The sequence below is a fragment of the Enterococcus sp. AZ009 genome (genome assembly GCF_050548785.1).
Lineage (GTDB): Bacteria > Bacillota > Bacilli > Lactobacillales > Enterococcaceae > Enterococcus_D > Enterococcus_D entomosocium.
Window position 1 is genome coordinate 369,816 of sequence record NZ_CP172960.1, and the last position, 19,145, is coordinate 388,960.

Annotated in this window: 20 protein-coding genes, 1 riboswitch and 1 other annotated feature; of the genes, 12 read left to right on the plus strand and 8 right to left on the minus strand. The window is 44.0% G+C overall.

Annotation, left to right across the window (positions count from 1 at the left end; all coding sequences use genetic code 11):
* Positions 1-58: 58 nt before the first annotated feature.
* From IGJ74_RS01765 to IGJ74_RS01775, 3 genes are all read left to right on the plus strand, one after another.
* Positions 59-628 carry a TetR/AcrR family transcriptional regulator gene (locus tag IGJ74_RS01765; RefSeq protein WP_005227190.1) on the plus strand — a complete coding sequence of 190 codons (570 nt, stop codon included), beginning with the start codon at positions 59-61 and terminating at the stop codon, positions 626-628.
* Positions 629-631: 3 nt separating this feature from the next.
* Positions 632-1,090: a low molecular weight protein-tyrosine-phosphatase gene (locus IGJ74_RS01770; protein WP_430608679.1), complete on the plus strand. Its 459-nt coding sequence runs from the start codon at positions 632-634 to the stop codon at positions 1,088-1,090.
* Positions 1,091-1,197: 107 nt separating this feature from the next.
* The gene (locus IGJ74_RS01775) at positions 1,198-1,551 is read left to right on the plus strand and encodes a hypothetical protein (RefSeq protein ID WP_005232346.1); all 354 of its coding nucleotides are present in this window, start codon (positions 1,198-1,200) and stop codon (positions 1,549-1,551) included.
* A 63-nt stretch (positions 1,552-1,614) separates the two neighbouring features.
* Here the strand turns inward: IGJ74_RS01775 and IGJ74_RS01780 are convergent, their stop codons facing one another.
* The 6 genes from IGJ74_RS01780 to IGJ74_RS01805 all read right to left on the minus strand — a co-directional run bounded on the left by IGJ74_RS01780 (position 1,615) and on the right by IGJ74_RS01805 (position 8,589).
* Positions 1,615-1,974, minus strand: a complete 360-nt coding sequence (locus tag IGJ74_RS01780; protein ID WP_005232344.1) for an iron chaperone — start codon at positions 1,972-1,974, stop codon at positions 1,615-1,617.
* Positions 1,975-2,333: 359 nt separating this feature from the next.
* Positions 2,334-3,839, minus strand: coding sequence for a helix-turn-helix domain-containing protein (locus IGJ74_RS01785; RefSeq protein WP_005232342.1), 1,506 nt, complete (start codon positions 3,837-3,839; stop codon positions 2,334-2,336).
* Between the two features lie 118 nt (positions 3,840-3,957).
* Positions 3,958-5,310 carry a branched-chain amino acid transport system II carrier protein gene (gene brnQ / locus IGJ74_RS01790; protein WP_008376239.1) on the minus strand — a complete coding sequence of 451 codons (1,353 nt, stop codon included), beginning with the start codon at positions 5,308-5,310 and terminating at the stop codon, positions 3,958-3,960.
* Between the two features lie 204 nt (positions 5,311-5,514).
* Positions 5,515-6,249: an amino acid ABC transporter ATP-binding protein gene (locus IGJ74_RS01795; RefSeq protein WP_005227196.1), complete on the minus strand. Its 735-nt coding sequence runs from the start codon at positions 6,247-6,249 to the stop codon at positions 5,515-5,517.
* A gap of 11 nt (positions 6,250-6,260) precedes the next feature.
* Positions 6,261-7,850, minus strand: coding sequence for an ABC transporter permease subunit (locus IGJ74_RS01800; protein WP_016619640.1), 1,590 nt, complete (start codon positions 7,848-7,850; stop codon positions 6,261-6,263).
* A 115-nt stretch (positions 7,851-7,965) separates the two neighbouring features.
* Positions 7,966-8,139: riboswitch (Lysine riboswitch) on the minus strand.
* Positions 8,140-8,286: 147 nt separating this feature from the next.
* A complete protein-coding gene (locus IGJ74_RS01805; RefSeq protein ID WP_005232333.1) occupies positions 8,287-8,589 on the minus strand; it encodes a hypothetical protein in 303 nt (100 codons plus the stop codon).
* 306 nt (positions 8,590-8,895) lie between these two features.
* Between IGJ74_RS01805 and IGJ74_RS01810 the strand changes: the two genes are divergently transcribed.
* A complete protein-coding gene (locus tag IGJ74_RS01810; RefSeq protein WP_218193150.1) occupies positions 8,896-9,813 on the plus strand; it encodes an ABC transporter ATP-binding protein in 918 nt (305 codons plus the stop codon).
* 1 nt (position 9,814) lies between these two features.
* Positions 9,815-10,576, plus strand: coding sequence for an ABC transporter permease (locus tag IGJ74_RS01815; RefSeq protein ID WP_080555166.1), 762 nt, complete (start codon positions 9,815-9,817; stop codon positions 10,574-10,576).
* Between the two features lie 73 nt (positions 10,577-10,649).
* Here the strand turns inward: IGJ74_RS01815 and IGJ74_RS01820 are convergent, their stop codons facing one another.
* Together IGJ74_RS01820 and IGJ74_RS01825 are read right to left on the minus strand one after the other, a co-directional pair.
* Complete coding sequence (locus tag IGJ74_RS01820) at positions 10,650-11,555, minus strand: sensor histidine kinase (RefSeq protein ID WP_087664808.1); 906 nt, start codon at positions 11,553-11,555, stop codon at positions 10,650-10,652.
* A gap of 14 nt (positions 11,556-11,569) precedes the next feature.
* The gene (locus tag IGJ74_RS01825) at positions 11,570-12,238 is read right to left on the minus strand and encodes a response regulator transcription factor (RefSeq protein ID WP_005232327.1); all 669 of its coding nucleotides are present in this window, start codon (positions 12,236-12,238) and stop codon (positions 11,570-11,572) included.
* A 157-nt stretch (positions 12,239-12,395) separates the two neighbouring features.
* Between IGJ74_RS01825 and IGJ74_RS01830 the strand changes: the two genes are divergently transcribed.
* The 7 genes from IGJ74_RS01830 (at position 12,396) to IGJ74_RS01860 (ending at position 19,112) form a co-directional block, all read left to right on the plus strand.
* A complete protein-coding gene (locus tag IGJ74_RS01830) occupies positions 12,396-13,088 on the plus strand; it encodes an NAD-dependent protein deacylase (RefSeq protein ID WP_218193151.1) in 693 nt (230 codons plus the stop codon).
* Between the two features lie 13 nt (positions 13,089-13,101).
* A complete protein-coding gene (locus IGJ74_RS01835; RefSeq protein ID WP_008376222.1) occupies positions 13,102-13,950 on the plus strand; it encodes a chorismate mutase in 849 nt (282 codons plus the stop codon).
* A complete protein-coding gene (locus tag IGJ74_RS01840; RefSeq protein ID WP_016611442.1) occupies positions 13,947-14,471 on the plus strand; it encodes a transcription repressor NadR in 525 nt (174 codons plus the stop codon). Before IGJ74_RS01835 ends, IGJ74_RS01840 begins: the two co-directional genes overlap by 4 nt.
* A 120-nt stretch (positions 14,472-14,591) precedes the next feature.
* Positions 14,592-14,830: a binding site (T-box leader), on the plus strand.
* Positions 14,831-15,191: 361 nt separating this feature from the next.
* Positions 15,192-16,268 (plus strand): methionine ABC transporter ATP-binding protein, encoded by a 1,077-nt coding sequence (locus tag IGJ74_RS01845; RefSeq protein ID WP_008376218.1) that lies wholly within the window; start codon positions 15,192-15,194, stop codon positions 16,266-16,268.
* A complete protein-coding gene (locus IGJ74_RS01850; RefSeq protein WP_008376215.1) occupies positions 16,269-16,949 on the plus strand; it encodes a methionine ABC transporter permease in 681 nt (226 codons plus the stop codon).
* A 52-nt stretch (positions 16,950-17,001) separates the two neighbouring features.
* On the plus strand, positions 17,002-17,841 hold the full coding sequence (locus IGJ74_RS01855; RefSeq protein WP_008376213.1) for a MetQ/NlpA family ABC transporter substrate-binding protein: 840 nt from the start codon (positions 17,002-17,004) through the stop codon (positions 17,839-17,841).
* Positions 17,842-17,903: 62 nt separating this feature from the next.
* A complete protein-coding gene (locus IGJ74_RS01860) occupies positions 17,904-19,112 on the plus strand; it encodes a M20 family metallopeptidase (protein WP_005232314.1) in 1,209 nt (402 codons plus the stop codon).
* Positions 19,113-19,145 lie beyond the last annotated feature (33 nt).

The following is a 19,145-nucleotide window of genomic DNA, read 5'->3' on the forward strand; positions in this document are numbered from 1 at the left end:
GGATTTTTTTTTGCTAGAAAATTTGGTATGATAGAAAGAGAAGAAAAAGAGGTGCCCTATGATGGATGGGAAACAAACGAAGGCTGTGATTGGCCAGACATTGATCACCCTTTGTGAGACCAAAGAAGTGAATAAAATCAGCGTACAGGAGATCGCCGAAAAGGCGCAAGTCAATCGGCAGACGTTTTACTACCATTTTCCTGATAAAAAAGCTTTGATCCAATGGATCTATCGGCAAGATGCCCTGATTTTTTTGACGACAGAAGATGTCTCCCTTGATAACTGGGAAGAAGCCGCCTTGCGCATGCTGAAAGCAATGAAACAAGCGCCGGCCTTTTACCGCAAATCACTGGCTTATGACCGCGAGATCTTAATGAACGGTTTTTTACAGATCACAGAACCGCTTTTTCAGCGCTTGTTCTTGGAGGTCGATCAAGAGCAGCAATTGACGAAACAAGACATTCTATTTTATAGCCGATTCTTTTCCTACGGCTGCGGAGGCATTTTGGAAAATTGGATTCACAACGACTTTCCAGAGACCCCATTAGAGATTGCGACGCAATTGTTTCGTTTGGCGAAGGATGTGGAATTTTTTGGCCACCAAATCTATGAAAAAGAGGAGCAGTAAGCGATGACGAAAGTTTTATTTGTTTGTTTAGGTAATATTTGCCGTTCCCCCATGGCAGAAGCTATTTATAAAGCAGAAATAGCAAAACACAAGTTGGATTGGCAGATCGATTCGGCAGCGACCAGCTCATGGGAAGTCGGACATTCTGCTCATCCCGGAACCAAAAAAAGACTGCGTCAAGCAGGGATCTCTAGTGACGGTCTTATTTCAAGGCAGATCATTGAAGCGGATTTTGCCACATTTGATTGGATCATCGGCATGGATGCGAACAATGTTGAAACACTTCAAGCGCTAGCACCTGCCGATACGACCGCAAAGATCCGTTCGTATTTGAGTGTTGTTCCTGGCAAAGAGGCTGAGGAAGTACCAGATCCTTATTATACAGGAGATTTCGAAGAGACCTATCAACTGCTGCAAGAGGGGATTCCTTATTGGCTAGAGGTTATTTCTTCTGAAAAATAAGGCGTGTTCGCTTGTATTTTATCAAAAATTTGCTAAAATAGAACCATGAAAATGCGAACGTATGTGTGGTTTTAGAAACTGCTGCAACGCGCAGAAAGGAATGTCCAATGGAAAAGAAACCATCGCCCATCAAACAATTGGGCAAACTCATTGTGATGACATCCACAACGTTGCTGGATACCTTTTTCAGTGATGATGCTGACAAGAAGAATCAGTCTGAGAAAGTCAAAGAAATCCGGCGAACGCTGCAAGAGGCAGCCGCTGCCAAGCATCTGGTCGTGCTGCAAGTAAAAACAGAGAAATTGGGTGGTTTTGAAACCGTTACCGGCTGGATCGTCGGCAAAACGGTAGCAAAAGAACAAGTTGTCTTGAAATTACAAAGCGACCGTCAGCAGCTGCGGATTATTCCCCTGCATCATGTGCTGAAAGTTAGCACCTTGAATACAAAACCCGGCTTGTAAACAAGCCTGTGCATAGCAAAAAAACCGCTGCGTCATTAGACATAGCGGTTTTTTAATTGCTAGTTACGCGTGCTTGTTTTTGACTTCTGCGAGTCGCCAAGCGGTCATCACAGCGATCAGTTCGTAAGGGATCGGCTGTGCAAAAGAAAACTGGACCGCCCCTTTACTGGTCTTGTATGGTTGTAAGTCCTCTTGGAAGGCCGTGATCGCAGAAGGCGTGGGATAAAAGCCTAGATGCTGTTTGGCGCAGGCAAAATGTACGATATTTTCTCCCTGATGATAGGTAGGCATTTGATAACTGATCTTTTCAACCGCTTCAGGTAAAACGGCTTTGATGGTTTGACGGACCTTTCTTAAAATCGCTTGTCGTTCTGCTGGAGCTGCTGCAATGTATTGGTCAACTGTCGTAATGGCTGTTGTCATAGGCCACCTCCTGCCTTTAGTATACGGCAAACCCCGTAAGAAAAAAAGGAGCCTGTCAGTGGGTAGCTGACAGGCAAGGAGTAAAAATGAAAAGTGTTAGTTAGGGTTGTTTGTTGGGTTATGTATACTATACTGTCCAAATATGAATTTTTTGTGGAGAAAAGATTGGAAAGTGTTTAAGTTTGCTGCTGCGAAAATAAGTAAAAAAAGACCCGTCGGTGGGTGGCCGACGGGAAGGAGTTAAAAATGAAAAAGTGTTAGTTAGGGTTGTTTGTTGGTATACATAGAGTATACGAGATAAATATGAATATTCTGTGACAAATCTTTTCGGAAGTTCTTAAGAAACCGTAACGGTTTGGTTACAGAGAAAGGTTCTTTTCATCAAAACGGTTTTTCAACGTACGATACAAATCAATGTATTGCCGATCGTCTGCCGCATAATCCCAAATATAACTCATTTTTTCTGGTTTGAGTTTTTTCATCAACTGATTGGAACTAACGATGACATCATAATTTTCTTGCTGGTTTAGATCATAAGGTTCTGCTGCTACGAAGGTCAAGTCATGTAGGAATTGATTCAATCCTTGAACGACTAAGAAATTATCTTCTAACGCAACCCCTACCCGTAAACGATTCGAATAACGGATTTGATCATAAAACGGCAGCAGGGCGTGGGTATACATCGTTGCCATCTGCTCTTGGTTTTCATCATTAATATAGTCCACCGCTGATTCTTCGCGATAGTTCGTTAAGAATTCATCAATTTTTTGCTGCAGCTGCTCTTCAGCAGACCCGCGATTGATCGAGGGTGTCAGCAAGCGATAGATATTTGGAAACGGCTGACGGAAAACGTAGTTGCCGAAAGTCACATTGATTAAATTACCCACGACCAATGGCTCGTCTAACAGGCCAGGTTGTGAAGCAAAGAAGGTTGCTTTCATCTCTGCTAACAAGTCTGCGACTAACGGATAAACTGGGTTTTGTTTGCTTGAAAAGAATTGCAAGGTTTGTTGCAAAGCTTCTTCTTCAGGACTCAAGTAGAATGGGAAGATTTGCGCCATCAAATAAATAAACCCTGATTCGCCTTTTAATTGTTTGTCTGTCATTGAAACTTCAGGATCAACGACTTGTGTCAAACGCTCAAAATCGAAATATGGATTATTTTTCATCAGGAAATTGTACCGCTTGTCGTATTTGGCAAAATTCCCTTTTTTGATTCGTAAAAGAATCAAGGCGGCGAAATACTTCAACTCTAATCGGCCAAGATAAGAATGAGTCATTGGGAAATACTCCGTGAATCGATCCACCATTTTTTCTGTCTCACTCTCAGCGATCGCAAATGGCCATTCTATTCCACGAGTACCTAACCAAATGATATTGAATAGGGAGAGCCGCACAAGACGCTCATCGCCCACTAAGTTTGATTCAGTGTACGTAAAGCGAAGCTGAAATTGCTTCAAATGTTTTTTTAGATGTTCAAATTTGCGAGACACCGTTGAACGACTGACATCGTATTTTGCACAAAAATCCGTGATCGTAGGATTGTCTTCATTCAGCATGTAAAGAACATATAAGAACGGAACGCTTTTATTCAATAAATAGAAGCGGTATTCATCGATCGTTACCGCGATATTCTGAGGCTGTAATTTACCGCCACGACCGAGTATCGACATATGATCCGGAGTTAACTCAGTTAGATCTTGGTCGATCTCAGTCAACTCTATAAAAGCTTGTTGGTAGCTTAACTCCATTTCCTTTGCCAATTGTGCGATTGGGTGGCTAGGGTTTTGCAGAGTCAGCATACGCCGGAATATTTTAAATTTAATTAATGTTTGCGGGTCCATCATAAGTTCTTCATAAAACATAGGTATCCTCCTTTGTGGCTCTATTGTATCTTTTTTTTACGAAACTGTCAGTCTTTTTAATCAAAAAAATAGCCTACCCTTTAAAAAAAGGTAGGTTATTTTCATCTTTTTAACTAATTTAGGCTGAAACAGGGTCTTTTTTGAACCACGACCATAGCAAACCGATCAAAAATCCGATCGCAGCTGGTACGACCCACCCCATCCCGATTTGGAAAAAGGGCAGATAATCTGACGCAAAAGACAAGATACCTTGCACGAAAGCGTTGTTGGTAATCACTGCAGGACTCGCATTTAAGCCGTCGATGATTGCAGCGATCAACGTGAAGTATGTCGTCATTCGATAGACACTGGCACGATGGTTAAATAATGGACTGATGATCGCCAACAAAATCAAAGTGATCGCCAGTGGATAGATAAACATCAAGACTGGAATAGAAAACTCGATGATATTGGTCAAGCCGACATTAGCGAAGATCGCTGGTAAGATACTTGTCAAAGCGATAAAGAATCCGTAGCTTTGCTTTGGAAACAATCCAGCAAAGGTTTCGGAAAAGGCCGTGATCAAACCAATGGCGGTTTTTAAACAGGCAGAGATGACGATCAATGCCAATAGCAGACTGCCGACAGTGCCAAGGTAATGGTTGGCGATTTGTGCCAAAGCGATCCCACCGTTTTCGCTGATGGGAAACTGGCCTAAACTTTTGGTTCCCATATAAGAAAGTAAGGTATAGATGATCCCCATCAACACGATGCTGACAGAGCCGGAAAGGATCGTGTCTTTTGCGACCGTCGCAGGTTTCTCAACCCCCATATTGCGAATCGTTGAGACGATGATGATCCCGAAGGCTAAAGATGCCAGCGCATCGAGAGTATTGTAGCCGTTTGTGAAACCAGTAAAGAAAGCATCGCTTTGATAGCTAGGATAGATCGGCGCATCGCTGATGGTTCCTAGTGGTTGCCAAAAGGCAAAAAAGAGCAAAACTCCTAGTAAGACCAGAAACAAGGGATTTAGAAACTTCCCTACATAATCTAAGATTTTGCTAGGTTTGCGTGAAAACCACCAGGCAGCTCCAAAAAATAGGGCAGAGAACAACGCCAATAACCAAGTTTGCATGTCTGATGAAACATGGGGAGCGATCCCGATCTCATAAGAAGTAGTAGCCAAACGAGGCAGAGCAAAGAATGGCCCAATCACTAAATAAAGCAAAATCGTAAATATCATTGCATAGCGGCGATTGATCCGAGAAGCTAATTCAAAAACACCGCTGCTTTGGGAAACGCCAATAGCAATGACCCCTAAAAATGGCAAGCCGATCCCTGTAACTAAAAAGCCAAGGTTGGCTAAGCCGACATTCGCGCCCGCTTCTTGTCCCATGTGAACGGGGAAAATCAGATTTCCGGCACCAAAGAAAAGACCGAAAAGCATTGATCCAACATACATATAATCCTTAAACTGTAACTTTTTTTCCATAAATGAAAGCTCCTATAATTCCTTAGTTTTAAAAAAAATAACAAAGTTTCTAACAAATAGCAATGGTTTTTTGTGATTTTTTGATAAATTCTGACAATTCCTCCTCCTGCAATAAAAAAACACTTAGCATTGAATTCTTCCAAGCTTACTGAAAAAGGACGAAAAAGCTCGGAAGAAGACCGCTAAGTGTTTCAAGACAGAAAATTAATTCAACACACGGGAAAGGAATTCTTTGGTGCGTTGCTCTTTTGGATGAATAAAGATATCTTCAGGCGTCCCTTGTTCGGCAATGACACCTTGATCCATAAAGATGACCCGATCAGACACTTCTTTGGCAAAGCCCATTTCGTGGGTAACGATCACCATCGTCAAGCCAGTATGAGCTAACGTATTCATGGTCTTCAACACTTCACCGACCATTTCTGGATCTAGCGCAGAAGTCGGCTCATCAAACAACATGACATCTGGATTCATCGATAAGGCACGGGCAATGGCTACCCGTTGTTTTTGTCCACCTGAAAGCTGGGAAGGCTTGGCATTGGCATATTGAGCCATACCGACTTGCTCCAGATTTTCTTTGGCAGTCGCTTCTGCTTCTTTGCGATCACGTTTCAAAACAGTGACTTGGCCCGTCACGCAGTTTTCTAATACATTCATATTGTTGAATAGGTTAAAGGATTGGAAAACCATTCCTAGATGCGTACGGTATTTCGGCAAGTCATAGCCTTTTTCCAGCACATTTTCACCTAAGTAGATGATTTGCCCACTGGTTGGTTTTTCTAATAAGTTGATGCAGCGAAGAAGTGTAGATTTTCCTGAACCAGAAGAACCGATGATCGTGACAACTTCTCCTTTATTAACAGACAAACTGATGTCTTTTAAGACTTCGTTGTCGCCAAAACTCTTTTTTAAATGGTCAATTTCAATGATTGCTGACATGTTCTTCCTCCTTATTCGTTCGGGTTGATGTCTTCTAATTTGACATACGCACTGGGACCATCCATTTTGCGTTCAACAAAGCGCAAGATCTGGGTGGCACTGATGGTCAAGACTAAGTAGATCACACCGATGATCGCAAATGTTTGGAAGTATTGGAAGTTCGTTCCAGCGGCTGATGTACCTTGGAAGAAGAGGTCTGCAACACTGATAACACTTAAGACGGCAGTATCTTTGATATTGATAATGATCTCATTCCCGGTAGCTGGTAAAATGTTGCGCATCACTTGCGGCAACACGACCTTGATCATGGTTTGCCAATGGGTCATTCCGATGGCTTGAGCTGCTTCAAATTGACCGTCATCTACAGCAAAAATCCCCCCACGAACGATTTCAGACATGTAGGCACCCGTATTGATAGAAACGATCAGCACGGCTGCCAGCGTGCGATTCATGGAGACACCAAAGGCTAGAGCAGTTCCGTAGAAAATAACCATTGCTTGAACCATCATTGGGGTGCCGCGGAAAACTTCGATATAAATGGTCAGTAAACCATTGACGATTCGTTGGAAGAAACGTCCTACTGGATTTTCTGAAAGCGGCAATGTCCGGAAGATACCGACTAAAAGACCGATAATCAATCCGATGATCGTTGAAAGGATCGCGATGAATAAGGTCAAGCCAGCGCCTCGTAAAAAGAGCATGCCGTAATCATCAATGATTTTTTTAAAATCAGCGATCAGACCTTGATCCGCCGTTTCTCCGCTAGCATCTGCAGGTTGATCTAAGACTGCTTGATCCATCAGGGAAACCCGTTCTTCTTCAGAAATTCCTGCAAGAATCTCATTGACTTTTTCAACATCAGGATCGCCTTTGCGCATTCCGACTGCTACTTGGACGTCTTCTGGATTGGTTTCAAAACCGGCGCCTTCATCGAACTCGACCATCTTCAAATCAGGATTTGCACCGACGGCAGTGACGCCTTCTGGACGTTCGCTGACGTAGCCGTCAATGATGCCCGAAGCTAAAGCAACGCGCATGGAGGAGAAGTCCCGCATGGCTTGTTCTTTTTGGACCTCAGGGATTTGATCTATGACGGTATAATGGAAAGTATTCAGCTGGGCAGTGATTTTTGCCCCCGAAAGATCAGCGAGGCTTTTGGCATCGGCGAACTCGCCATCTTTACGAACCACTACCACCAAATCTGATTCATAGTAAGGATCGGTAAAATCAATTTGCTCGCGACGTTCGGCCGTTGGTGACATACCAGCGATCACGGCATCGATAGTCCCCGCTTGCAAAGCTGGCGGCAAACCGTCCCATTGAGTTTTGACGATCACTAATTCTTTGCCTAAGCCTTCAGCGATTCGTTTGGCGATCTGGACATCGTAACCGCCGGCAAACGCCGAGCCTTCTTCCCCAGAAATCGGCACGGCACCATTGGCGTCCGTCGTTTGCGTCCAGTTAAATGGGGCATAGCCTGCCTCCATACCGACACGGAATTGTTCCGCAGGCGTTTGGTCATCCGCTTGCACGGTTAGGGGCAGCTGAATGAGGGTTAGACAGAGGGCGAAGACCGCCCAGATCCAATTACTTTTTTTCATTTTTTCTCTTTCCTTTCACGAGTTGGACAAGCAGGTAAGGATGAAAAAGCAAAAAAACAGCCGTACTCCATGATTGGAAAACGGCTGTTGACAGGTCATCGTCGACAAACCTTTCACAAAACATAGCGCAACTTAGACAAGCTAAGACAGTCCGCAAATTGTTCATTTGCGGCCCAACAAAATCGATGCAAGCAAAACCGACCTTGTTTCGGCGATGTTCCCTAGCTCTGCTGTAAACGTGTTGCTTCACTCAGCAGGATTAATGAACCTCGCGACCTCTACCTAAATGTTAAAGGGTACTCGTATTTAATTTGATTCTTCTCAGAGTTTAGAAGAAAAGCACCCAAATGTCAATTCTTTTTAACAAAAAAACGACCATTTCCCTATTTTTATCAAAGAGAAAGCGGATCGTTTTTACGAGTGTCTATTGGAACCCTTAAGCGACTTTCGCTTTTGGTTCACGGCCTAAAACAGCTTGGATGACTGTCAAAGCAAGCAATAAGCCAAGTGCTAGATAGATGAGGCTTGAGTATTGTGTAACGCCCCAATCTTGTCCGAAGGTACGGTAAACCACAAGGACGATGGCTTGAATGATTGCTGTGATGACATTTAAAAAGCCGAATGCCCATAAATTGCCATTTTCTTTACGTGCTAAATAGAAGATAGAGAAATATAAGCTGACTGCCAACCAACCGAAACTGATAATGATCATTGCCCAATAAATAATAGCTGCTACCAATGTATTTCACCTCACTTTGATTCGTGACTAGTTTACCACGTTTTTTGTTCCTTGTCATGAAGGAATCTCTTTCTTTGTGAGGCAAAAAACAAAGAGCAAAAGCAGTAATGAAAAGATCATCTGCTATTGGTTGGTTTGCTGAAAAGGGACGGTTTTTCTAGATCGGTTCATTTTCAGCTGTGTATAATAGAAATAAACTGTTTTTTGGAGAAAACTACGAGTTAAGAATCAATTAATAATTAGTTAATAGCTGATTTAGATCTGCTTGCTAGAATGAGCACAGAAGCAAGCAAGGAGGAAGTAAAAATGGAAAATGTTCTTAAAATCAAAGGATTAAACAAACGTTACGGCAAACAGCAGGCGCTACATGATGTCGATCTAACGATCGCTAAGGGAGATATTTATGGATTGGTGGGGAGAAATGGCGCTGGGAAGACGACCCTATTAAAAGCGATCGTTCAGTTGATCCAACCAACTAGTGGCAGTCTGCAGTTGTTTGATGTTGAAGGCGGCAAAGTGTACACTCAGATGCTGAAACGGGTCGGTAATGTGATTGAGACCCCAGTTGCTTACGACCAATTGACCGCAGAGCAAAATTTGAACTATTATTGCAAAATCAGCGGGGTGGTGGAACCTGAGGCGGTCAGTAAAGCATTGGCGTTTGTCGGATTGACCAATGTTGGCCACAAGAAATACCGTGATTTTTCTTTGGGTATGAAACAAAAGCTAGGCTTAGCCATCGCTTTATTGAACCAACCGGATTTTCTAATACTAGATGAGCCGATCAATGGCCTGGATCCTGTAGCGATCGTTGAGTTTCGGGAGCTGCTTTTACGATTGAATCAAGAACGCGGCATGACGATTTTGATTTCCAGTCATATTTTAGAAAAGTTGTACTTAGTCGCTACACGTTTTGGGGTCATTAGTGAGGGGCGTCTGATCAAAGAGATGACCAAACACGAATTCGATCTGATGGCGAAACGGTTTATTCAATTAGAAGTGGATGATGTAGCCACAGCTAGCCGCTTGCTAGAGAGTCAGCTGATTTCCGAATATAAAGTCGTCAGTGACCACAAAATTCATATTTATCAAGAGAATGTGTTGATTCGTGACCTGGTCCGTCAGCTGGTTTATGAAGGGATCGCTATCGACCGGATTTCTTTTGAAGGGGAAAATCTAGAGTCGTATTTCAAAGAGTTAGTAACAAGTGAAGGGGGAAATTAAGATGTTGAATTTTATTCGAGCCGATTTGTATCGTTTATCAAGAAGTAAAAGTTTTTGGATCACAGAAGGAATTATTTTATTGTTGGTGATTTTATCCGTTGTTTCCAATGGTAGTGTAGGGGTCACTCTTGGGGATAGTACGCAAACAGCAGGCAGCCTTACGGAAATGACTGGCTTTCTGGCGATCCAGACCAGTCTGTCTTCCATGTTGCTGTATTACTCCTTGCCATTGGTGATGCAGGTCTTAGGCAGTGAGTACACGAAAGGGACCATGAAGAATATCATTACCGTTGGTGTCTCCAAACCCGCTTATCTTTTTGGGAAATTCTTGGTTTATACATTGGTGCTGGTCTTACAGATCGTCGCGATTTGTTTGGTGAGCTTTGTAGCGGGAACGGTTATTGGGGGGATTGGTTATAATGACCTTTCACAGATAGAAAACTTGTTGTATTATTTCGTTAGTTTTGTACTGATTTTATTAGCGACTTCCTCTTTTGCAGTGCTAGTTTTGTATTTGACCAAAAATACAGCGGTCAGCGTGTTGGCGACGATTTTTATTCCGATGGCCTTTGCGATTGCCCGAATCTCTTTACCCAACTGGAAGTTTTTAGAATACTTGGACTTTCAAGGCGGGTTAGAGATGGTGACCATGACTACTTTCCAAACATGGGAAACAGTCCAACCCATTTTTCTTGGGAGCCTGATCAGTTTATTGCTTTGCCTCTTGGCTGCGCATCTGGTGTTTAAGAGACAAGAATTGTAAGAGCAGAAAAACGCCCAACCGTATCGACTAGTGAAGGTCGAGCGATTGGGTGTTTTTTGTGTATAGCCATGAGTTAGTGGGGTTCAACGGACTGCTGCCAAAAAAGGGTCAAACGAAACGTCTCTTCGGTTGTATCCAATTGGATCTTGCCGTCTAATGTATTAGTCAATGCCGCGATGATATACAGACCAAGTCCGGCTTGCTGTTTATGCCGTGAAAGGTCTTCCGTATAAAAGCGGTGAGTCAATTTTTCTGGGTGCTGGATCGGTGTCCTCAGCTGATTTTCTTGTTGGAAAACGATACGATCTCCTTGCTGATTCAAGCGGATCGTCCCCGTTTCACTGCCATGTTCCAGCAGGTTACCAAGGACATTTTGGAAAATTCGTTGCCAGCTTTTTTTATCTGAAATGATCATGATGTTGGGTTGGATCGCAACCGTCAGTGATAAATGGTTTTCCTCAAAAGAAGGATAAAGCTGGAGCAGTTCTTCTTCCAATAAACGAGAAAGATTGAATTCTTCCAAAGTCAAAGCGAGCTGATTGTCTTTGAGACGCTGATAGGTCAACAACTGTTCCAGATGATTTTCGACTTTTTCTAGGTTGCTGCTGACTTTATCCAGCAGCTGTAGTTGTTGCGGGGTGAGGGTCGCATCGGCTTGCAGCAGTTGTGTGTAGCCGCTGGCGACCGTCAAAGGTGTGCGTAAGTCGTGAGAGATATTTTGAATGGCTTGTTCCAACTGCTGGTTTTCTTGCAGCATTTGATAGTGTTGCTGCTTATTTTTTCTAAGTATCTGATTGTTTAACAAGGCGATCGCTTTTAAAGCGGGGACGCGGGTCTGTAAATGGATCTCTTGATTTGTTTCGATTTCGCTGATTCTTGTTAATTGCTGGTGGTACTTTTTTAGATCATATAGTAAGAAAAACCAATAGCCAAACAATAACACAACGATCAGAGCGGCGAAAAACTGAAGTATATGCATGAGGTTCCTCCTTTTTAAGCTAGCTTGACGCCGATGCCCCAGACAGTATCGATATACGCTTCATCTGGATCGAGTGTTTTGATTTTGCTGCGTAAATGGCTGATATGGACATTGATCGTGTTTTCTTCACCGTAGTAAGGTTCTTGCCAAACAGCTTCATAGAGCATTTCTTTGGTATAAACTTTTTTGGGGTTCGCTAAGAGCAGGGAAAAAATCTCAAACTCCTTTTTCTTTAACTGAACCGTTGCCTCTCCTCGTTGCAGCTGAAACGAGTCAGGCAACAGTTGAATGTTTTTATACGAGTGGCTGCTGGCAACTGGAGGGGGTTGTTTATTTGTTCGCAATTGAACAATGATACGTGCCTTTAATTCTTCGACATTGAAGGGTTTGGTCAAGTAATCATTGGCCCCCGCCAGCAAAAGGGTGGAAACATCGGCTGGTTCATCTAAGGCAGTCAAGATAATGACGGGGACCGTGGAGGTTTGGCGAATCTCTTGCAAGACTTGTGTCCCATCTTTACCGGGGAGCATTCGATCTAGCAAAATCAAGTCGAAAGCATCTTGCTGAAAAAGCAGCAGACCTTCCGTGCCTGAATAGGCTTGCTGGACGGTATAGTCAGCTGCTAAAATAGTAGCCAACATTTCGCTGATCTCATTGTTGTCTTCGATAATCAAAATTTTCATTTGGTTTTCCCATTCTTCTTGTATTTATTGCATTTATTATAAGCAATTCCGCAAGAAAAAGCATTAGTTGCTTTTAAAAAAGAAAATGGCTGATTTTTCGCAAAAACGGTTCTTTTTCGGTTAGAATAAGAGAAAAGCCATAAAGGAAGTTAGAACGATGAAGGTATCTATTGAGCAAGCAATCGCAACGGTCACCGCCGCATCATCCGTGACCTTTTTGACGGGTGCCGGTGTTTCAACCCCATCGGGCATTCCTGATTACCGTTCCTTAAAAGGGGTCTATCAAGGACTGGTCCAGCCAGAGTATTTGTTAAGCCATGACTGTTTAGAAAACGAACCGGAAACATTTTATCAGTTCGTCAAGCACCTCTACCATCCTCAGGCCCAGCCGAACATCATTCATCAAAAAATGGCTGCGCTGCAAACGAAAAAAACAGTTTGGGTCGTTTCACAAAACATCGATGGACTGCATGAAAAAGCGGGGAGTCACCAAAGAATCGATTTTCACGGCTCCTTGTACAACTGTTATTGCCGAAAATGCGGTAATCCGGTACCTTGGCAAGCGTATTTGCAGGATTGGCACCATGCAGGATGTGACGGTCAGATTCGGCCGGCGATCGTGCTTTATGGGGAAGGATTTACGGATGAAACCATTGAGGGAGCCATTCAAGCCGTTGCTCAAGCCGACCTGACGGTGGTCGTGGGGACTTCGCTGCAAGTCTATCCTTTTGCAGGGCTAGTCGATTACAGCCAGCAGGTGTTGGTCATCAATAAGGAACCATTGGCGATCCCGAATGAATATGGCATGTTGACCGCAGCAGCCGAAACGTTTTTCCAGAAAATTGAATGAAGGAGTTTATGATATGACACAACGTACCGAAAAAGAGAAAATGATTGCTGGCGAATTGTACTTTTCCCCAGATCCAGAATTGGTGGCAGACCGGAAATATGCCCGTGAACAAATGAACCTGATCAACCAAGAAACTGATACAAAAATCAAAGAGCAGTTACTAAAAGAAACTTTCGGCTCTGTGACTGGTCGAATCTATATCGAACCGAATGTCCGCTTTGATTATGGCTACAATATTTCTGTCGGCAAAAACTTCTATGCTAACTACGACTGTGTGCTATTAGATGTTTGTCCAATTACCTTTGGTGACAACTGTATGCTGGCACCCAATGTTCGGTTGTTTACGGCGACTCATCCATTGCATCCGGTCAAACGAAATAGCGGCTTAGAATTAGGGGCACCGATCGTGATTGGCGATAACGCGTGGATCGGTGGCGCGGCCACGATTTTGCCGGGGGTGCGCTTAGGTAACAATGTCGTGGTGGGGGCTGGCAGTGTGGTCACAAAATCATTCCCAGACAATGTTGTGCTGGCGGGAAATCCGGCACGGGTCATCAAGACGATCGACTTGGAAGAAGAAAACAACCAGCAAGATCCTTTGGCTGTTCAGCGAGCGGCAATCGATGACATTGATTGGCAGCTCACGCATCTTTTAGAAAAACGCATGAGTACAGTTAATGAAATCGTGCAATTGAAGAAAAGTAGTCAGTTGCCGGTTTTAGATGAAAATCGTGAAGAGAAAGTGCTGGAAAATATTCGGCAGGCGATTTCAAATCAAGCCTATGAGGAAACGATTTTAGCCATGTTTCAATCAATTATGAAACACTCAAAAACCTATCAAGAGAATCAATTGGAGGAATGAGTATGGATGGAGCAACACGTCGAGAAACGATTTTAGCGGCATTGAAGCAAGCGGACAAAGCGATCAGTGCCAGCAAACTGGCAGAATCACTAGGAGTCAGTCGCCAAATCATCGTTGGGGACATTGCCTTGCTGCGAGCAGCCGGTGAAGCGATCGCGGCCACTGCTCGCGGCTATCGACTGCAAGCACTGTTGAATGAGGCGGGGCATGTCAGCAAGCTAGCGGTGCAGCATCGGCCTGAACAAACCGAAGAAGAATTGCGGATTTTTGTCGCTTGTGGCGTGGAAGTGGTCGATGTCATCGTTGAACATGAAATCTATGGAGAGATCACTGGCAATTTGCAGATTCAAACAGACCAAGACGTGACTGATTTCATCAACAAAACCAAACATGCAGAAGCCCGCTTGCTCTCAGATTTAACCAATGGGGTACACTTGCATACGTTGCGTTACACCGATCCTGCGGCTCTGGAAAAAGCCAAACAACAGTTAGCAGAAAAAGGCATGCTCTATCAAAATTGAGGCGTAAACCATTCTGGCAAGGACGCTATCGGCAGTCTTGGGGAACACTTAGATGAAAAAATTGTGATTTTTTGTTGACAAGACGTTCATTTTCCAGTAAAGTACAACTCAACAAGAATAATGAATCTGTTGAGAAGGAAAGTAACCGCGGATACTTTAAAGAGAGACTCTGGTTGGTGGAAAGAGTCAAGTCAGAAGCGATGAAAAATGGCCTTGGAGGATTGATTGTCGATAAGTAGGCAATCACGGATGCGCACTACCGTTACAAAGTGCACCAATCTCTAGCACGGCTAGACGTTGGGTTGAGGGAAGGGAAACCTTCTAAACAAAAGGTGGTAACACGAGTATTCGTCCTTTTACTAGCAAACGCTGGTAAAAGGACTTTTTTTATACACAAAAATCAAATAGCACCACACACGAAGAATTGGTAAGTACAAAAGCACGTTTTTTCAACAGAGAGCTTCGGTAGCTGAAAAGAAGCATCAAACGACTTTTAGAAAATGGCCAAGGAGTGATTCGTTCCGAGCAGTAGTTTGCAAGGCGACGACGGTAGCGACCGTTATCTGGCTAGAGTATGATCGTACTCGAAAAGGAGCTGTATGCGAGTACAGCTTAAACTGAGGTGGTAACACGCAAAAAGGCGTCCTCAAACAAGTCACAGGTGACTTGTTTGAGGATGCCTTTTTTTTATTGAAAAAGACAAGAACTAGGGGGAAGACGATGATTTCATTAAAAGATATATCAGTAACATTCAATCAATCAAAGAAACCCGCGATCCAAGCGGTCAAAAACGTATCGATCGAGATCGACAAAGGGGACGTGTACGGCATCGTGGGTTACTCAGGCGCCGGGAAAAGTACACTCGTCCGTGTGATCAACTTATTGCAGCGCCCAAGCAGCGGCAGCGTCGTCGTCAACGGCACGGAGCTGACCACACTTTCTGCGAAAGACCTGCGAGAAAAACGGAAAACGATCGGAATGATCTTTCAGCACTTCAACTTGATGGACAGCCGCAATGTTTTTGATAACGTGGATTTTTCCTTGAAATATGGGGGACGGTCCAAACAGGAACGTCATCAAAAAGTAACCGAGCTGCTGGCGCTTGTTGGATTGGAAGAAAAAGCCCAAGCGTTTCCTAGCCAACTATCTGGAGGGCAAAAGCAGCGGGTCGCCATTGCCAGAGCTTTGGCAAATGATCCAGAGATCTTGCTGTGCGATGAGGCAACTAGCGCCCTTGATCCGAAAACGACCTTACAGATATTGGCTTTGTTGAAAAAATTAAATCGGACTCTCGGTTTGACCATCGTGATCATTACCCATGAAATGCAAGTTGTCAAAGAAATCTGCAACAAAGTGGCAGTGATGGAAGACGGTGAAGTTATTGAGCAAGGTTCGAGCGTTCAGATTTTTAGCCAACCAGAAAAACCATTGACCAAAGATTTCATCCGAACGGCGACGCACATCGACCAAGCCTTAGAAACGATCCTCGGCAGTTCGAAGTTTTCTTCCTTGGCACCGAATGAATGGCTGGTGGAGCTGTCCTACGTGGGGGATCAAACCAATGAACCACTGATCGCCCAATTGTACAGTCGCTACAAAGTGACCACCAATATTCTTTACGGTAACGTGGAGATCTTGCAAGAAGTGCCGATCGGCAGCTTGGTCGTTAGCTTATCCGGAGAGTACCAACAGCGCAAACATGCCTTAGAATATTTGAAGTCTCAAGGAGTGTACACCAATATTTTAAAAGAAAATCATGCAGAACCATTAAACAATGTGATTAAAGGAGGATTCTAGATGGCTGCCTTATTAGAAAGATATTTTCCCAATGTTGTTGCGATCCAAGATGAATTTGTCGCAGCAACGATCCAAACCTTATATATGGTTTTTTGGACCTCTTTGATTGCGGGCATCTTAGGTATCTTGTTAGGGATCGTCCTAGTAGTGACGCGACCGAACGGGATTTTAGAAAATCGACCGCTCTTTGAATTTCTCGATAAAGTCATCAATGTGGTCCGCTCGATCCCTTTCATTATCTTATTGACGTTACTAGGAACCTTTACCCGATTTCTTGTGGGAACGACGATCGGCGAAACAGCAGCATTGGTTCCTCTGATTGCTGGGATCATTCCTTTCTTTGCTCGGCAGATCGAGATTGCCTTGCTAGAAGTTGACCCCGGTGTCGTGGAAGCAGCCGAAGCGATGGGCACCAGTCCTTTCGGCATCATTTTTCGGGTCTATTTGCCAGAAGGCGTGGCGGGAATCATTCGGGTCTCTGCATTGACCGTGATCAATGTGATCGGATTGACCGCCATGGCAGGAGCAGTTGGCGCTGGCGGTTTAGGTAACTTAGCCATCACCCGCGGGTACAACCGATTCCAGACCGATGTCACGATCATGGCGACCTTGATCATCTTAGTATTCGTTTTTATCAGTCAATTTGTCAGCAACCTACTCATTAAACGAGTATCACACTGACCACCACTTACGTACAAATAAAAAAACAAGCAAGTCTATGGAGGAAGAAAAAATGAAAAAAATCGTACAATCAATCGTCTTAGGGGCAGCATTATTATTTATTACCGGATGCGGAAACAATGGCAGTGCCGCAGCCACTGATCAAGAAGAAGTCACTGTGAAATTAGGAGTGATTGGCGCGGACACCGATGTCTGGGATGATGTCAAAGATCGTTTAAAAGATGAAGGCATCAATTTAGAATATGTCCAATTCTCTGATTACAATCAACCCAACGCAGCATTAGCTGATGGTTCCATTGACCTCAATTCATTCCAACACCAATTTTTCTTGGACAATTATAATAAAGAATTTGGTACCGATCTCGTATCGATCGGCAATACAGTCAACGCGCCATTAGGCATTTATTCCGACAAAGTGACGGATGTCAACGACTTGGCTGAAGGAGCTAAAGTTGCGATCCCGAATGATGTGACCAATGGTGGTCGGGCATTGCTCTTGTTACAATCAGCTGGATTGATCAAAGTGGATGAAGCAGCCGGACAAACACCAACGGTCGCGGATATTACTGAAAACCGTTTGAATTTAGAAATTTCGGAACTTGATGCAGCGCAAACAGCCCGGGCACTTTCCGATGTCGATGTTTCTGTTATCAATAGCGGCATGGCGGTAGATGCAGGATTTGTGCCTACCGAAGATGCAATCTTTTTAGAGCCTGTTGATGAAACGGCCCGTCCTTACGTCAACATCATTGCCGCCCGTAAAGAAGATGAAGACAATGAAGTTTACCAAAAAGTGGTTGCTGCTTACCAAACAGAGGATACGAAAAAAGTCATCGAGGAAACGTCAAAAGGATCAAGTGTTCCTGCTTGGGAAACCTTTGGAGCAAAATAAGTGCTATGTAATTTGATAAAAACACTGAAAAAAACCATGTAAGAAAAAGGAGAGATTTGATTATGACAACAGCAACTATTACAAAAGCAACGATTAAACCATTTATCCAAGAGCGTTTAGCCGCTTATCAAGCCTTGGCATTAGATATCCATAATCACCCAGAAGTCAGCAACTATGAGTTTTACTCAGCCGATGCCCTGATCGCCCAATTAGAAAAAGAAGGCTTTGCTGTTAAAAAGGATGTCGCAGGACATCGCACCGGCTTTGATGCCCGCTATGTCAGTGGAAAACCGGGCCCGACGATTGCCTTTTTAGCTGAGTACGATGCGTTACCAGGGATCGGTCATGCTTGTGGGCACAATCTCTTCGGGACTTATTCCGTCTTAGCAGCCAGTGCCCTGCAACCTTTCATCGATGAGCTAGGCGGGGAGATTCGAGTCTATGGGACGCCAGGAGAAGAAGGTGGGGAAAATGGTTCCGCTAAAGGCAGTTTTGTCCGTGAAGGGTTCTTCAATGATGTCGATGCCGCTCTTTGTGTCCATCCAGCCCATCGCTATGGCAAAACGACAGCGTCATTAGCCAATGATCCAGTGGATATCAAGTTCTATGGTCGAGCTTCCCATGCGGCAGCTGCACCAGAAAAAGGCATCAACGCGTTAGAAGCATTGCTGCAAGTCTTTAACGGGATCAATGGATTGCGTCTGCACTTACCAAAAGACGTCAATATTCATGGTGTGATCACCGATGGTGGCGTGGCAGCCAATGTCGTGCCAGAATATGCAGCCGGTCGTTTTTATTTACGAGCAGCCAATCGTGCGACCTTGAACGATGTCTACGAGAAAGTCGAAAACATCGTCAAAGGAGCCGCTTTAGCCACGGGAGCGACCTATGAATTCGGCTTGTTCCAAAACTCCGTCGACGATGTGATCGTGACACCAAGTTTTGACGAGATCTTCTTTGCCCATGCCCAAGAAGCGGGCGTACCTGCCGATGAGATCGATACGGAAGCCAAAACAAGTCTTGGTTCTTCTGATGTCGGCAATGTCAGTCAAGTGATCCCGACGATCCAACCCACCGTTTCGATTTCAGATGACTACATTGCGGGTCATTCGGAAGAATTCAAAGCCGCTGCCAAGAGTGAAAAAGGCTTGCAGTCGATCGCTATCGCGGCTGAACTTTTAGCGCTGACCGCGTTAGATCTTTTTGAACAACCGGCGTTATTAGAAAAAATCAAAGCCGATCATCAAGAAAGCCTAGCAAAAGGCAATTAACGCCAAAACCTTGAAGGAAGATATCCAGAGGAT

Coding starts and splice junctions, on each gene's coding strand:
- IGJ74_RS01765 (WP_005227190.1), top strand. CDS start 59: ATGATGGATGGGAAACAAACGAAGGCTGTGATTGGCCAGACATTGATC.
- IGJ74_RS01770 (WP_430608679.1), top strand. CDS start 632: ATGACGAAAGTTTTATTTGTTTGTTTAGGTAATATTTGCCGTTCCCCC.
- IGJ74_RS01775 (WP_005232346.1), top strand. CDS start 1,198: ATGGAAAAGAAACCATCGCCCATCAAACAATTGGGCAAACTCATTGTG.
- IGJ74_RS01780 (WP_005232344.1), bottom strand. CDS start 1,974: ATGACAACAGCCATTACGACAGTTGACCAATACATTGCAGCAGCTCCA.
- IGJ74_RS01785 (WP_005232342.1), bottom strand. CDS start 3,839: ATGTTTTATGAAGAACTTATGATGGACCCGCAAACATTAATTAAATTT.
- brnQ (WP_008376239.1), bottom strand. CDS start 5,310: ATGGAAAAAAAGTTACAGTTTAAGGATTATATGTATGTTGGATCAATG.
- IGJ74_RS01795 (WP_005227196.1), bottom strand. CDS start 6,249: ATGTCAGCAATCATTGAAATTGACCATTTAAAAAAGAGTTTTGGCGAC.
- IGJ74_RS01800 (WP_016619640.1), bottom strand. CDS start 7,850: ATGAAAAAAAGTAATTGGATCTGGGCGGTCTTCGCCCTCTGTCTAACC.
- IGJ74_RS01810 (WP_218193150.1), top strand. CDS start 8,896: ATGGAAAATGTTCTTAAAATCAAAGGATTAAACAAACGTTACGGCAAA.
- IGJ74_RS01815 (WP_080555166.1), top strand. CDS start 9,815: ATGTTGAATTTTATTCGAGCCGATTTGTATCGTTTATCAAGAAGTAAA.
- IGJ74_RS01820 (WP_087664808.1), bottom strand. CDS start 11,555: ATGCATATACTTCAGTTTTTCGCCGCTCTGATCGTTGTGTTATTGTTT.
- IGJ74_RS01825 (WP_005232327.1), bottom strand. CDS start 12,238: ATGAAAATTTTGATTATCGAAGACAACAATGAGATCAGCGAAATGTTG.
- IGJ74_RS01830 (WP_218193151.1), top strand. CDS start 12,396: ATGAAGGTATCTATTGAGCAAGCAATCGCAACGGTCACCGCCGCATCA.
- IGJ74_RS01835 (WP_008376222.1), top strand. CDS start 13,102: ATGACACAACGTACCGAAAAAGAGAAAATGATTGCTGGCGAATTGTAC.
- IGJ74_RS01840 (WP_016611442.1), top strand. CDS start 13,947: ATGAGTATGGATGGAGCAACACGTCGAGAAACGATTTTAGCGGCATTG.
- IGJ74_RS01845 (WP_008376218.1), top strand. CDS start 15,192: ATGATTTCATTAAAAGATATATCAGTAACATTCAATCAATCAAAGAAA.
- IGJ74_RS01850 (WP_008376215.1), top strand. CDS start 16,269: ATGGCTGCCTTATTAGAAAGATATTTTCCCAATGTTGTTGCGATCCAA.
- IGJ74_RS01855 (WP_008376213.1), top strand. CDS start 17,002: ATGAAAAAAATCGTACAATCAATCGTCTTAGGGGCAGCATTATTATTT.
- IGJ74_RS01860 (WP_005232314.1), top strand. CDS start 17,904: ATGACAACAGCAACTATTACAAAAGCAACGATTAAACCATTTATCCAA.